The sequence below is a fragment of the Scrofimicrobium sp. R131 genome (genome assembly GCF_040256745.1).
Lineage (GTDB): Bacteria > Actinomycetota > Actinomycetes > Actinomycetales > Actinomycetaceae > Scrofimicrobium > Scrofimicrobium appendicitidis.
Map to the genome: position 1 here is coordinate 1,671,507 of NZ_CP138335.1, position 13,903 is coordinate 1,685,409.

General features: G+C 65.0%; 10 protein-coding genes. 1 reads left to right on the forward strand and 9 read right to left on the reverse strand.

All coding sequences use genetic code 11. The features are described from left to right. Positions 1 to 29 precede the first annotated feature (29 nt). From SAC06_RS07740 to SAC06_RS07755, 4 genes are read right to left on the reverse strand one after another with little or no spacing between them, the layout of a single operon-like run. Positions 30 to 1,076 (reverse strand): 3-isopropylmalate dehydrogenase, encoded by a 1,047-nt coding sequence (locus SAC06_RS07740; protein ID WP_350257727.1) that lies wholly within the window; start codon positions 1,074 to 1,076, stop codon positions 30 to 32. Positions 1,077 to 1,136: 60 nt separating this feature from the next. Then, positions 1,137 to 2,162 (reverse strand): ketol-acid reductoisomerase, encoded by a 1,026-nt coding sequence (gene ilvC, locus SAC06_RS07745; protein ID WP_350257728.1) that lies wholly within the window; start codon positions 2,160 to 2,162, stop codon positions 1,137 to 1,139. After that, positions 2,162 to 2,677 carry an acetolactate synthase small subunit gene (ilvN, locus tag SAC06_RS07750; RefSeq protein WP_350257729.1) on the reverse strand — a complete coding sequence of 172 codons (516 nt, stop codon included), beginning with the start codon at positions 2,675 to 2,677 and terminating at the stop codon, positions 2,162 to 2,164. The genes ilvC and ilvN overlap by 1 nt, the downstream gene beginning before the upstream one ends. A gap of 3 nt (positions 2,678 to 2,680) precedes the next feature. Beyond that, positions 2,681 to 4,435 carry an acetolactate synthase large subunit gene (locus SAC06_RS07755; protein ID WP_412766215.1) on the reverse strand — a complete coding sequence of 585 codons (1,755 nt, stop codon included), beginning with the start codon at positions 4,433 to 4,435 and terminating at the stop codon, positions 2,681 to 2,683. Positions 4,436 to 4,978: 543 nt separating this feature from the next. Here SAC06_RS07755 and SAC06_RS07760 point away from each other — a divergent pair. Then, entirely contained in the window at positions 4,979 to 6,505 is a 1,527-nt protein-coding gene (locus SAC06_RS07760; protein ID WP_412766237.1) for an aspartate:alanine exchanger family transporter, read from the forward strand. 402 nt (positions 6,506 to 6,907) lie between these two features. Here the strand turns inward: SAC06_RS07760 and xylB are convergent, their stop codons facing one another. The 5 genes from xylB to gatB form a co-directional block, all read right to left on the reverse strand. After that, positions 6,908 to 8,224 carry a xylulokinase gene (gene xylB / locus SAC06_RS07765; RefSeq protein WP_350257731.1) on the reverse strand — a complete coding sequence of 439 codons (1,317 nt, stop codon included), beginning with the start codon at positions 8,222 to 8,224 and terminating at the stop codon, positions 6,908 to 6,910. A 33-nt stretch (positions 8,225 to 8,257) separates the two neighbouring features. Continuing rightward, positions 8,258 to 9,445 (reverse strand): xylose isomerase, encoded by a 1,188-nt coding sequence (xylA, locus tag SAC06_RS07770; protein ID WP_350259176.1) that lies wholly within the window; start codon positions 9,443 to 9,445, stop codon positions 8,258 to 8,260. A gap of 110 nt (positions 9,446 to 9,555) precedes the next feature. After that, entirely contained in the window at positions 9,556 to 10,803 is a 1,248-nt protein-coding gene (locus SAC06_RS07775) for an ROK family transcriptional regulator (RefSeq protein WP_350257732.1), read from the reverse strand. 43 nt (positions 10,804 to 10,846) lie between these two features. Further along, positions 10,847 to 12,283, reverse strand: a complete 1,437-nt coding sequence (locus tag SAC06_RS07780; protein ID WP_350257733.1) for an NADP-dependent malic enzyme — start codon at positions 12,281 to 12,283, stop codon at positions 10,847 to 10,849. A 121-nt stretch (positions 12,284 to 12,404) separates the two neighbouring features. Then, entirely contained in the window at positions 12,405 to 13,901 is a 1,497-nt protein-coding gene (gatB, locus tag SAC06_RS07785; RefSeq protein WP_350257734.1) for an Asp-tRNA(Asn)/Glu-tRNA(Gln) amidotransferase subunit GatB, read from the reverse strand. Between the last annotated feature and the right edge of the window lie 2 nt (positions 13,902 to 13,903).

The window sequence follows — 13,903 nt, forward strand, 5'->3', positions numbered from 1 at the left end:
GTCCCGCCCCGGTGGGCGGGTCTGATTAGCTAGTTGAGCGCTGCCAGCACCGCATCGCCCACCTCGGCGGTGCTGCGCCGCTGCCCGGGGTTCTCGGCCCGCCAGGTCATGTCGGCCATGATCGCTTGGCGGACCCGCTCGGCCTCAGCCGGGAAACCGTTGTTTGCCAGCAGCAGCTCGACCGAGCCGATGGCGGCGATCGGGTCGGCGATGCCCTGCCCGGCGATATCCGGGGCGGAGCCGTGAACCGGCTCGAACATTGAGGGGAAGCGCCCTTCGGGGTTCAGGTTGGCCGAGGCGGCCAGCCCAATTCCGCCGGTGATAGCCGCGGCCTCATCGGTCAAAATGTCGCCGAACAGGTTGTCGGTGACAATCACGTCGAACCGCTGCGGGTCCTTGACCAGGTAGATGGTGGCGGCGTCAATGTGAGCGTAGTCGACCTGCACCTGCGGGAAGTGCTGGGCTACCGCCTCCACCTGGCGCTGCCAGAGGCCACCGGCGTGGACCAGCACGTTCGTCTTGTGGACCAGGGTCAGGTGCTGGGCGGGGCGCGAGGCGGCCAGCTCGAACGCGTAGCGGACCACCCGCTCAACCGCGTAGGCGGTGTTGATCGAGCTTTCGGTCGCAATCTCCTGCGGGGTTCCCGTGCGGACAGAGCCGCCGTTGCCGACGTAGAGACCCTCTGTCCCCTCGCGCACGACCACCAGGTCGGTCCCGTCGGGATGCTGGAGGGGGGAGTCGACTCCCGGGTAGTAGAAGGAAGGCCGCAGGTTGACGTACTGGTCAAACCCGAACCGCAGCTTCAGCAGCAGGCCGCGCTCCAGGATTCCCGGAGCCACCCGCGGGTCGCCGACGGCGCCCAGCAGGATGGCCTGGTGTCGGGCCAGCGCCTCCTGATCCGCCTCCGTCAGGATGTCGCCGGTCTCCAGGTAGCGGTTGGCTCCCAGGTCAAAATAGTCCAGGTTCAGACCGGCTCCGGCCTGGTCCAGCACCTGTTCCAGCACCCGAACTGCCTGGGCGGTGACCTCGATGCCGATCCCGTCGCCCGGGACAACAGCTACCTGCAGAACTGACATGTATTTCTCCTTCACTGTGACGGGGTGGACCGGATCATTCCGACCCACCCCGGAAAACTGCTAGCGAGCCGCAGATCCGTCGACGTAGTCCGAATCCTGCTGGGCCCATCCGAAGTGCTTGCGCAGCTCCTGGCCGGTCTTCTCGATCGGGTGACCTTCACCCTGGGCGCGCAGAGCCTTGAACTCCTGGCCGCCATTGTCCTGGTCGGCAATGAAGCGGCGGGCGAAGGTGCCGTCCTGAATATCGTTCAGTACACCCTTCATGTTCTCCTTCACGTGCGGGTCGATGACTCGCGGGCCGGAGACGTAATCGCCGTACTCAGCCGTGTCGGAAATGGACCAGCGCTGCTTGGTGATGCCGCCCTCGTTGATCAGGTCGACGATCAGTTTCAGCTCGTGCAGCACCTCAAAGTAGGCAATTTCGGGCTGGTAGCCAGCCTCGGTCAGGGTCTCGAACCCGTACTGGATCAGCTGGGAGACACCGCCGCAGAGGACGGCCTGCTCGCCGAATAGGTCGGTCTCGGTCTCTTCGGTGAAGGTGGTCTTGATGACCCCGGCGCGGGTGGCGCCGATCGCCTTGGCGTAGGACAGAGCCAGCTCCCAGGCCTGACCGGAGGCGTCCTGCTCAACCGCGACAATCGCGGGGATGCCCTTGCCCTCCAGGTAGGTTTCCCGCACCTTGTGGCCCGGGCCCTTCGGGGCAACCATGCAGACGTCGTGCTCCGGTCCGGGGTTGATGTAGCCGAAGCGGATGTTGAACCCGTGCGCGAAGAACAGGGCGGCGCCAGGCTTCAGGTTCGGCTCAATCTGGTCGGCGTACAGGCCCCGCTGGTGCTGATCCGGAACCAGGATCATGACTACGTCGCCCTGGCCAACCGCGGTGGGGACATCGGCAACTGCCAGCCCGGCCGCCTCGGCCTTGGCCCAGGAAGCGGAGCCGGGACGCAACCCGACCACCACGTCGACGCCGGAATCGCGAAGGTTCAGCGCGTGCGCGTGTCCCTGGGAGCCGTAGCCAATGATGGCCACTTTCTTCGACTGGATGATGGATAGGTCGGCATCATTTTCATAGAAGATTTCGGCCATTAGTACTTCTCCTTGATCTGATCTGTGATCGACTTGGGCCCGCGGCCAATAACGACCGCGCCCGATTGCGCCAACTCTCGCACTCCGTAGGGTTCGAGGGCAGCAAGTAGTGCTTCCAGTTTGTCACGAGAGCCAATGGACTCGACGACAACGGTTTCAGTTTGGACATCGACGACGTGGGCGCGGAACAGATCCACGATCTGCAGCACCGCGGTCCGGCAGCTCTGGTCCGCATTCACCTTGAGCAGCAGCAGGCGGCGCTCAATCGACTCACGCGGCCCCATCTCAACCACCTTGATCACGTTGATCAGTTTGTTGAGCTGCTTGGTCACCTGTTCGAGGGGAACCTGGTCGGCATCCACGATGATCGTCATCCGGGAGATCCGCTGGTTCTCAGTCTCACCCACGGTCAGGGACTTGATGTTGAAGTTGCGCCGGGCAAACAGCCCCGAAACCCGGGCCAGCACGCCGGGCCGGTTGTCCACCAGGACCGAGAGCGTATGCAGATTTTCCATGATTTATTCCTCTCCGTCCCACTGCGGGGCCATGCCGCGCGCATAGCGAATATCGTCGTTGGAGACGCCGGCTGCCACCATCGGCCAGACCATGGCGTCCTTGGAGACACTGAAGTCGATCAGGACCGGGCGGTCGTTGATCTCCAACGCCCACTTGATCGCCTCGTCCACCTCTTCGGCTTTGGTCACCCGCCGCGACGGCATCCCGTACGCTTCGGCAAGCTTGCAGAAGTTCGGGACCTGCTCTCCCCCGCCTTCGGCCAGGTCGGTGTGGGAGTAGCGCTGATCGTAGAACAGGTTCTGCCACTGGCGGACCATGCCCAGGACCTTGTTGTTGATCAGGGCCACTTTGATCGGAATGTTGTTGATGACGCAGGTCGCAAGCTCCTGGTTGGTCATCTGGAACGAGCCGTCCCCGTCAATGCACCAAACCACCGAATCCGGGTTCGCCACCTGGGCGCCCATCGCAGCGGGAACCCCGTAGCCCATCGTGCCCAGGCCGGAGGAGGAAACAAAGTGGCGGGGGTGTTCAAAGTCGATGAACTGGGCCGCCCACATCTGGTGCTGACCCACCCCGGTGGCCCAAATCGCCTCGGGCCCGGTCAACTCGGACAGGCGCTGCAGCACGTACTGCGGGGCCAACTCGCCGTCGCTGGGCTCCGTCCACCCGAGCGGGTACTGGGAGACGAGGCGGTTCAGGTAGCGCCACCAGCCGGACAGGTCCGGGGCGCCGTATTTCTCTTGCGCGTGCGGCAACTGCTCAACCAGCAGCTCCAACACCCGGTTCAGGTCCCCCACGATCGGAATGTCAGCCGTGCGGTTCTTCGAGATCTCGGCGGCATCGATGTCGACGTGAACGATCCGTGCCCGCGGGGCGAACGAGTCCAACTGCCCGGTCACCCGGTCGTCGAACCGGGAGCCCAGAGCCAGAATCAGGTCGGCGCGCTGCAGGGCACCGACGGCTGCCACCGTGCCGTGCATGCCGGGCATCCCCAGGTTGTGCGGGTCCGAGTCGGGGAACGCCCCGCGCGCGGTCAGGGTGGTGACCACGGCCGCGTTGGACAGCTCCACCAGTTTGGTCAGTTGGTCGGAGGCACCCGAGCGGGTCATGCCGCCCCCGACGTAGAGAACCGGAGCCTGAGCTTCACACAGCGCCTTGGCGGCTGCCTTGATCTGCTTCATGGAGGGCTTGGTCGGCAGGCGGTAGGAGGCCAGGTCGGTCTGAGGTGGCCACTGGAAGTTGCACTGAGCGGTCTGAGCCGACTTGGCGATGTCAACCAGCACCGGGCCGGGCCGGCCGGTCGAGGCGATCTCAAATGCCTCGGCAATGCGGGCGGGAATGTCGTCGGCCTCGGTCACCAGGAACGAGTGCTTGGTCACCGGCATCGAGGCACCTACCACGTCCGCTTCCTGGAAAGCATCCGAGCCGATCAGCGGCGCAGCCACCTGGCCGGTAATAACCACGATCGGGACCGAGTCAATGTTGGCATCGGCCAGCGGGGTCATGGTGTTGAGGGCCGCCGGGCCGGAGGTCACGATTGCCACCCCCACTCGACCGCTGGAAACGGCGTACCCCTCGGCGGCGTGGCCGGCGCCCTGCTCGTGGCGAACCAGGATGTGGCGAATGGAGGAATCCATCAGAGGGTCGTAGGTGGGCAGGATCGCCCCGCCGGGCATCCCGAAAACTTCGGTCACTCCGAGGCACTCAAGCGATCGAACGATCGCCTCCGCCCCGGTTATGGTTTCTTGCTGCGTCACTGCTCTGTCTCCATCTTTCAGGTCTGTGTGGGTTTGGGCAACAAAAAATCCCCAGCCAGGTCAAGCATGGGGATAAGCGTGCGGTCCACCTGTCAGACAGCAGGAGCCGCACGCCCGGGTACGACTACCACCAGGCGAAGAATCGCGACTCCAAACGGGTTTTGCATGCGTTAAGCGTAGAACACTGCCCGGGGAAATGCAGCGCGTCTCACAGTCTGAGTTGAGCCGATCATTTTCCGGCCAGTTTGGTTCTGACCATGTGCCCTAATCCGACCGGCCTCCCACGTGAGCAGAGCCACATTTCCCCGTCGGTTTCCCCGGCCCTGGGTCCCTGGTGACAGGTGGATCAGTCCCGCGCCACAGGCAGAATCAACCCGTTTGGGACCTTGGATGCCCCTCCCTTCACCCGCCTCCACGGATACTCTTTATGGAGGCCATCGGGCGCTCCATCAAGACAGAAGAGACGAGTAATTTGTGGTAGCGATATTCGAATTCTTAGAGAGCCAGCAAGTGCTCTTGGTTTTCCTGCTCATCGGTATCGGCATGGCCTTCGGTCACATCAAGATCAAGGGGGTGAGCCTGGGAGCTGCCGCCGTCCTCTTCGCTGCTATCGGCCTGGCCGCTTGGGGCGCACACCTTGGGGTGGACCTGCGGGTGGAAGCCTGGATTGGCCACCTGGGGCTGGCGGTATTCGCCTTCGCCATCGGGATTAACTCTGGCGCATCCTTCTTCCATAATCTAAAGACCGCCCTCGGACCGATCCTGGCGATGATCGTCCTGTTCGCCGTGGCAGCCGGGGCCGCCTGGGGCCTGGGGCACTACGTGTTCGGACTTGACTCGGCCATGATTGCCGGTACCTACGCCGGTGCCACCACCAACACGCCCGCCCTGGGCGCGGCCGGTGAAGCCTCCGGCAACCCCGAAGCCGCTACCGTCGGCTATGCCATCGCCTACCTGTTTGGGGTCATCGGAATGATGGGCGCCTCGTTGGCTGCCCTGTCCTACGCCAAGCATGACAAGGATGCCCCCAGCCCGCTCGCGAACCGGACCATCCGGGTGGAGCGAAACGACGGCCCGTTCCTCGGCGACATCTACGACAAGTTCGGCGGCAAGGTGACCTTCTCGCGGCTGCGGCGCGGGGAAACCGGCCCGATCACCCGACCCTCCATGTCGGACACCCTCGGAGTGGACGACCTGGTGACGGTTGTGGGTCCGGAAGAATTGGTCGCTAAGGTGGCCAAGGAACTGGGCCACTCCTCGTCTCACTCCCTGATGAAGGACCGGTCCTACCTGGATTTCCGTCGGATCACCGTGTCCGACCCGAAGATTGCCGGGAAGACGGTTGGCTCCCTGGAAATGTCGAAGAAGTACTCCGCTACCATCTCCCGCGTCCGCCGCGGCGACATCGACATGGTGGGCGAACCCGACCTGGTCCTACAGCAGGGTGACCGGGTCCGGGTGGTTGCCCCCACCTCCAAGATGGAGGCCATCACCAAGTTCTTTGGCGACTCGGCTCGCGGCCTGTCCGACATCAACCCGGTGGCGATGGGCCTGGGGATTGCCCTCGGCGTTGCCATCGGCGTGATTCCGATCCCGCTGGGCGGCGGTTCCACCTTCTCGATCGGCGCTGCGGCCGGCGCGCTGATCGTGGGCCTGATCTTCGGCAAGATCGGTCGAGTTGGCAACGTGGTACTGGCTGTCCCCTTCACCGCCTGCCAGGTGCTGATCGAGTTCGGCCTGCTGCTGTTCCTGGCCCAAGCCGGCTCCAACGCGGGTGGGCAAATTCTGGACGCATTCGCCGGTGGGACCTGGGCCAAGCTGCTGATCCTGGGCATCATCATCACCCTGATCATGGCTGTGGGTCTCTACGCCGTCATGCGGTGGGGATTCAAGATGGGCGGCACCAAGCTGGCCGGCCTGGTGGGCGGCGCGCAAACCCAGCCTGCCGTCCTGGCCTTTGCCAACGGCCGAACGAACTCCGATCCGCGGGTGGCCCTGGGATATGCCCTGGTGTATCCGGTGGCGATGATCGCCAAGATCTTCGTGGCCACCATCCTCGGCGGACTCTGATCTGAGCGGCAAAATGGGCCTCTCCCCAGGTGGGAGAGGCCCATTTTCGTTGCCAACTAGGTTGAGCGGGGCCGAGCGGTGGTTCGGCGCTGGTCTGCACGTGAGGGCTGGCGCCGGTACCCGTACCCGTTGCAGGAGACCGGCAAACGTGTGCAAACAGTGGCAAACCTGGGGCCGGGGGATCTACTTCGGCTCAAACACCCGACGTTTGCCACCATTTGGGTATGTTTGCCATGTCCCTGCGCTGGCAAACATGTGCAAACACTGGCAAACCTGGGGTCAAAGGCGCCAAACCGGCCCAAACACCCAACGTTTGCCACCAATTGGGCAGGTTTGCCAGCTCCCTGCACTGGCAAACCTGGCTCACCCGGCTCCAGCGCCCAGTCCCGCCGGGCGTGCGGGTCAGTTCTGAGCCAACACCTGCTGTGCTTGGCGGGCGGCCCCAAGGGCCACGTACTCGCCGTCTGGCAGCGCCTGCACTTTGGCTCCCAGGAACTCTCCGGCCAGTTCCCGCACCGCCTTCGATTTGGCCCCGCCGCCCACCAGGTACACCGTGTCGATCGGCACCCCCAACTGCCGGACCGCGTCGAGCGCGAACCGCATCAGGTTGAGCAGCCCCTCAATCCCAGCCCGCGCCAGGTGGGCCGGATCTGAGTTCGCCAGGGTCATCCCGGACAGGGTGGCAGTGGCGTCGGGCAGGTTCGGGGTGCGCTCGCCCTCAAAGTAGGGTTCCAGCACCAGCCCGCCCGCGTCGGGCACCGACAGGGCCAGCCGGTCAAACTCGGCGTAGTCGACCCCCAGAATGCGAGCGATCGCGTCGATGATGCGCGAGGCATTCAGCGTGCAGGCCAGGGGCAGCCAGCGACCGGTCGCATCGGAAAAGCCGGTGACCAGGCCGGAGCGATCCACCACCGAGTTCTCACTGACCACGGCTGCCACGCCGGACGTCCCCAGGGACAGCAGTGCCTGCCCGGGCTCGAGCCCCACCCCGAGCGCAGCTCCGGCATTGTCGCCGGTGCCGGGGCCAAGGACAATTTCTTCCCAGCCGCGGGCCGGGTCGCCCGTTCCGGCGGCCTCCCACGGCCCAAGGATCCGCGGCAGGACAATGTCGCTAACATCGTCGCGCCGCAAGGCCAGAGCCAAAAGCTCCGGCAGGTAGGCCGCCTGGGACCGACTCATATACCCCGTTCCCGAGGCGTCAGAACGGTCGGTGACCAGCCGGTCCAACCCCGGCGCGCCGGCGATCTGCCAGGTCAGCCAATCGTGTGGCAGGCAGATGGCGGCGATCCGTTTCGCGTGTTCCGGCTCGTGATCGGCCAACCACCGCAATTTGGTGACGGTGAGGGAGGCGACTGGAACCGAGCCGGTCAGCTCGGCCCAGCGCTCAGCCCCCAACTCGTCAACCAGGTCGCTGGCCGCCTGGGCTGAACGGGTGTCGTTCCACAGCAGGGCGGGCCGAATTACCTGACCGTCCCGGTCCAGGCAGACCATCCCGTGCTGTTGGCCCGAGACGGACAGCGCCGCCACGTCGTCCAGGCCGCCGGCCTCAGCTACCGCCCGCAGGAATGCCTCCCACCAGGCGGCGGGGTCCACTTCGGTCCCGTCGGGGTGAGCGGCTCGACCTTCTCGAACCACTCTCCCATCGACCGGATCGACAATGACAATCTTGCACGACTGGGTGGACGTATCCACTCCGGCCACGTATTTGCGGGTGGTCATTGGTGTTCTCCTCTGAGGTCGGCGGCCGGCGAACTAGCCGATCAGGTGACGCATGGCCTGCTGGTAGAGCTCCACGTAGTGGTACTCGCGGGCTCCGGCGGCGTCGGCATCGAAGTTCTCGAACGAGTCGGCATCGGCCAGCAGGTCGGCGACGGTTTCGCCCTCGGCCAGGGTGGGCTGGGCCAGTTCGGCCACGCCCGCCTGCTCCATCAGCTCCTGCGTGCGCGGGTCGGCCCGGAACGCCTCGGCCTTCTCTTTCAGCATCAGGTACATTTCCATGTTGGCCGCCGCGGTCTCCCAGACCCCGTCCATGCCTTCGGTCCGAGCCGGCTTGTAGTCGAAGTGACGCGGCCCCTCATAGAGGGGTGCATCGGGCTGACCCGGGAAGCCGTTCTCCAGCAGGTCGACGGTAAAGAACGCCGAGGACAGATCCCCGTGACCGAACACCTTATCCTGGTCGTACTTGATTCCGCTCTGACCGTTCAGGTCAATGTGGAACAGCTTGCCCGCGTTCAGCGCCTGAGCAATCCCGTGAGTGAAGTTCAGGTTGGCCATCTGCTCGTGACCGACCTCGGGGTTCAGGCCGACAATGTCGCCATTGTCCAGTTCCGCAATCAGGGCCAGCGCGTGACCGACCGTGGGCAGGAAGATGTCGCCGCGAGGCTCGTTCGGCTTCGGTTCCAGCCCGATCCGGAGGGAGTATCCCTGCTCTTTGATGTAGCCGGCCACCGTGTCCAAGCCTTCCTTGTACCGCTCGAAGACGGCATTCAGGTTCTTCGACGAGTCGTAGTCGGCTCCTTCACGCCCACCCCACATGACGAAGGTGTGCGCGCCCATCTGCGCGGCCAGATCGACGTTGCGCAGAATCTTGCGCAGCCCGAACCGGCGAATCGACCGGTCGTTGTTGGTCAGCCCACCGTCTTTGAAAACCGGGTGGGTGAAGGTGTTGGTCGTAACCATGGGGATGACGAGGCCGGACTCGTCAGCGGCCTGCTTGACTTTGGCCACCCGCTCTTCGCGTTCGGCGTCGGTGGCGTCAAAGGGGAACACGTCGTTGTCGTGGAACGTGATGCCGTAGGCACCGAGTTCGGCCAACTTCTTGGTGTATTCCCAGGGCTCAAGCATGGGGCGGGTGCCCACGCCAAACGGGTCGACGGCGTTCCAGCCGACGGTCCAGAGGCCAAAGGTGAATTTATCGCTGGGTTCAGGTCGGCGGACCATGGGGACCTCCACTTTCTCATCCTCGAGTAAATTGTTACAGAACAAAACTAATACGGCGATGGGCGGGCTGTCAACCTTTTTCGTCTGCTTTGTTCGAGGTGGTGCTCGCCTCAGTCGGCCAGGATCGAACCCGGCTCCCCCAGCGCTGCCCGCAGCGCCTGGAGGGCGCCGCCAATCGCGGTCGGGTGGTCCTGAATCGGCGCGGGTAGCAGGGTGATGTCAGCCGCGGTCCGACCGATGATCCGCCGATCCAACTGCTCGGTGAGGCCCGGAATCACCCATCCGGTCAGCGGCGCCAAATAGGTTCCCAGGATGACGGTATCGATGTCCAGCAGGTTGATCGCGTTGGCCAGGCCGATTCCCAGGGCCCACGCCGCCCGGTCGATGGCCGCCCGCACCTTCGGCTCGCCCCGTTCGAGGGCCGACAGCACGTCTTCGGTACTGGCATCCTGGGGGAAGCCGGCCGCCTGCAAAATAGCTTTTCTCCCCGCGTAGCGTTCTAGGCAGCCGCGGGATCCACAGTGGCAGGGCGGCCCGTCCGGCTCAATGGAAGTGTGCCCAATTTCCCCGGCCCACCCGTGAGGTCCACGTTCGACTTCACCGTCGCGCATCAGGGCCCCACCGATCCCGACGTCGCCGGTCAGGTAGAGGAACGAGGCCGGTACCGGTTCCTGGCCCGCCAGACTGACCCCGGCCATCGCGATCGCCTGCAGGTTGGCGTCATTGTCGACGGTGAAGGCCAGGTCGCCGAGCAGGTCGGCCAAATACCGACCCGGGTAGACGTCCTCCCACCCGAGGTTTGGCGCGTAGACCACCCGCTGCGTCGCCTGGTCCACAATCCCGGGCACGCCCAGGTTGACGCCGACCAGTCGGCGAATCCCCACCTCGTCCAACTGCGCGAACAGGGCGGCCGTGTGCTCGGCCAGCAGCCCCAAGGTCTCGGCCGACGAGGAATCAACCAGGTCCATGGACACTTGGAAACTGGCCACGACCTTGCCGCTCAGGTCCACGGCCGAGCCGAGGAGCCGGTCGGCATTGGCCTCCAGCCCCACCCCCACCAGGGTGTTGGCGGCAGGGTAAAGCGGGGTGCCCGGTCGCCCAATCGTCCCGGCTTCCTCCGGCACCGCCTCGGCCACAATCCCCTGTTCGATCAGGTCTCGCACCAGGCGAGAGACGGTGGCCTTGGTCAACCCGGTCCGCTGGGCCAAATCTGCCCGGCTCAACCCCCCACCGCTGTGGAATAGCTCCGCGGTCACCAACGCTAGGTTAGATTCGCGGATGGAAGCGTGACTGGCGGCGGCGCCCAGCGAGGAGGGGCCGGCCAACAACCGGCCGGCAGGGGAAGCAGAACTGTTCACAATTTTCCATTGTACGGCCGGGCTGCTCGGACGGTGACCCGGATCAGCGAGTCAACGGTTCCCCCAGGTCTTCCTGCGGCACCACTTCGATGGCGTCCAGGTTCGCCACCGAGCGCTTCACCGCTTTCGCCACGTTCCGGGCCACCCGGTCGTCAAAGACCCCGGGAATAATGTAGTTGGCGCTGAGTTCCTCCGGCGTGATGACTTCGGCTATGGCCTCCGCGCTCACCCGCAGGACCTCGGTGGTGATCTCCTGGACGCGTGCGTCCAGCAGCCCGCGGAACAGGCCCGGGAAGGCCAGCACGTTGTTGATCTGGTTCGGGAAGTCGGAGCGGCCGGTGGCCACCACTGCCGCGTGCTTCGCCGCCTCGACCGGCTCCACTTCCGGGGTCGGGTTAGCCAGGGCAAAGACGATTGCCCCCTCGGCCATGGTTGAAATGTCCTCGCCCGACAGGATGCCTCCGCGGGACACGCCAACAAACACGTCGGCCCCCGCCAGCCCCTCCTGCAGGGTGCCGTGAACGAGGCGGGGATTGGTGTGCTCGGCCAACCAGCGCCGATCCGGATCCATCCCCTCCACCTCGTCCCCGGCCAGGGCGCCGCTGCGGCCGTAGCCAACGATATCTTTCGCCCCCTGCGCCAGCAGCAGCTTGATGATGGCGTTGCCGGCCGCCCCCACACCGGAGACGACGATCCGGACGTCCTCGATCCGTTTGCCAACCACTTTCAGCGCGTTGATCAGGGCCGCCAACACCACGATGGCAGTTCCGTGCTGGTCGTCGTGGAACACCGGGATGTCCAACTCTTCGCGCAGGCGTCGCTCGATTTCGAAGCACCGGGGGGCGGAAATATCTTCCAGGTTGATCCCGCCGTAGGCCGGGGCAATCGCCTTGACGATCGCGATGATCTCCTCGGTGTCCTTCGTGTCCAGGGCGACCGGCCAGGCATCCACCCCGCCGAAGTGCTTGAACAGAGCCGCCTTCCCCTCCATCACCGGGAGGGCCGCCTCGGGCCCAATATCGCCCAGGCCAAGCACCGCGGTTCCATCGGTCACCACCGCCACCGTGTTGGCCTTCATGGTCAGGAAGTGGGCCTTTGAGGGATTATCGTGAATGGCGGTGCAGACCCGGGCGACTCCCGGGGTGTAGATTCGCGACAGGTCGTCGCGGTTGCGCAGCGGCGCCTTGGGCACCACCTCCAGCTTGCCGCCCACGTGATCCAGGAACGTCTGGTCAGCCACCGAGGAAACCGTCAGCCCGTCAAGGGACTTGAGCGCGTGGGTGAGGGAGCGGCGATGGTCTGAGTCGCGCAGGTCCGCAGTCAGGTCAATGCTGATCTGACTGCCCTCCGACTCGGCCACGTCCAAACCCTTGACGAACGCCCCCGTGCGCGAAACCCGGTCCACAATGTCCGAAACCCGAATCTTGGACTGGTCCACCAGCAGGCGATACGAAGCGGTGTAGGACGGTGAATAAGCCATGGCAGGTTCCTCCCTGGAGCGTGGCATGTTGAGCGAGCGGTGTGATCACCTTTGATCATACCGGCAGCAAAAAGGGGCCAGCCGAGACTAAAGTTCCGGCTGACCCCCCTCTGACCTGGGATTACACGCCCAGGGTTTGGGCAATCAACTCGCGCACACGCCCGGCGTCGGCCTGCCCGCGCGTCAGCTTCATGACTCCGCCCACCAGGGCCCCGATCGCCTGCAGCTTCCCGCCGCGAATCTTCTCAACCACGTCGGGGTTCTCTGCCAGAACCTGCTCAATGGCCGCATTCAGCGCCCCGTCGTCCGAAACGATGGCCAGACCGCGCGCCTCGGCCACCTCGGTCGGACCGCCTTCCCCGGCCAGCACGCCCTGAAGTACCTGCCGAGCCAGCTTGTCGTTCAGCTTGCCCTCATCGATCAGACCCTGCAGCTCAGCGACCTGAGCGGGGGTGACCGACAGGTCGGCCAGGGCCTGCTCCTGATCGTTGGCGAGGCGGGACAGCTCCCCCATCCACCACTTGCGGGCTGCGGCCGGGCTCGCCCCCGCCAGGGTGGTGGCCTCGATCAGATCAAGCGCTCCCGCCGAGATGACGTCGCGCATTTCCAGGGCGCTAAAGCCCCATTCGGCATTCAGCCGCTGGCGTTTGGCGAGGGGGAGCTCCGGGAGCGAAGCCCGAATCTCCTCCACCCATTCGCGGGCGGGTTGCAGCGGCACCAGATCCGGCTCCGGGAAGTAGCGGTAGTCGTCCGCATCGGACTTTTCGCGTCCGGGAGAGGTGGTCCCGTCCTCCTCGTGGAAGTGGCGGGTTTCCTGCAGAATCGACCCGCCGTCTGCCAAGATGGCCGCCTGGCGCCCCACCTCGAACCGAACCGCCCGCTCGATGGAGCGGAACGAGTTCACGTTCTTCGTTTCCGTCCGCGTTCCCAGCGGCGAGTCGGCCGTGGGACGCAGGGACACGTTGATGTCGGCGCGCACGTTGCCGCGTTCCATTCGGGCCTCGGACACGTCGATGGCGCGGAAAATGTCGCGCAGGGTCTGCACGTAGGCGGCGGCCACCTCGGCGGCGCGCTCACCCGCACCCTCAATGGGACGGGAGACGATCTCCACCAGCGGCACGCTGGAGCGGTTGAAGTCCACCAGCGAGTATTCGGCTCCGTGGATCCGACCGTCGGCGCCGCCGATGTGCGTGTTCTTGCCCGCGTCTTCCTCCATGTGGGCCCGCTCAATTTGGACGCGGAAGATTTCGCCGTCGGACAGTTCCACATCGACCCAGCCGTTAGCTGCAATCGGCTCGTCCGACTGGGAGATCTGGTAGGCCTTCGGCAGGTCCGGGTAGAAGTAGTTCTTCCGGGCAAACCGGCAGTACTCCGCGATTTCACAGTTGAGTGCCAACCCGATCCGGATCGCGTACTCAACCGCCTTGGCGTTGGTCACCGGCAGCGCCCCGGGCAGCCCAATAGAGACCGGGGTGATGAAGGTGTTCGGGTCCCCACCAAAAGCATTGGGAGCGCAGTCAAACATCTTGGTCTCGGTGCCCAGCTCGACGTGCACCTCGATCCCCATTACCGGGTCGAAGCGCCGAACCGCATCCTCATAGGCCATTACTTCAGTCATTG

What these genes read in the sequence shown, in the direction of transcription:
- SAC06_RS07780 (WP_350257733.1), bottom strand. Translation starts at nt 12,283, where the DNA reads ATGGCTTATTCACCGTCCTACACCGCTTCGTATCGCCTGCTGGTGGAC.
- gatB (WP_350257734.1), bottom strand. Translation starts at nt 13,901, where the DNA reads ATGACTGAAGTAATGGCCTATGAGGATGCGGTTCGGCGCTTCGACCCG.
- xylB (WP_350257731.1), bottom strand. Translation starts at nt 8,224, where the DNA reads ATGACCACCCGCAAATACGTGGCCGGAGTGGATACGTCCACCCAGTCG.
- ilvC (WP_350257728.1), bottom strand. Translation starts at nt 2,162, where the DNA reads ATGGCCGAAATCTTCTATGAAAATGATGCCGACCTATCCATCATCCAG.
- SAC06_RS07760 (WP_412766237.1), top strand. Translation starts at nt 4,979, where the DNA reads ATGGCCTTCGGTCACATCAAGATCAAGGGGGTGAGCCTGGGAGCTGCC.
- xylA (WP_350259176.1), bottom strand. Translation starts at nt 9,445, where the DNA reads ATGGTCCGCCGACCTGAACCCAGCGATAAATTCACCTTTGGCCTCTGG.
- ilvN (WP_350257729.1), bottom strand. Translation starts at nt 2,677, where the DNA reads ATGGAAAATCTGCATACGCTCTCGGTCCTGGTGGACAACCGGCCCGGC.
- SAC06_RS07740 (WP_350257727.1), bottom strand. Translation starts at nt 1,076, where the DNA reads ATGTCAGTTCTGCAGGTAGCTGTTGTCCCGGGCGACGGGATCGGCATC.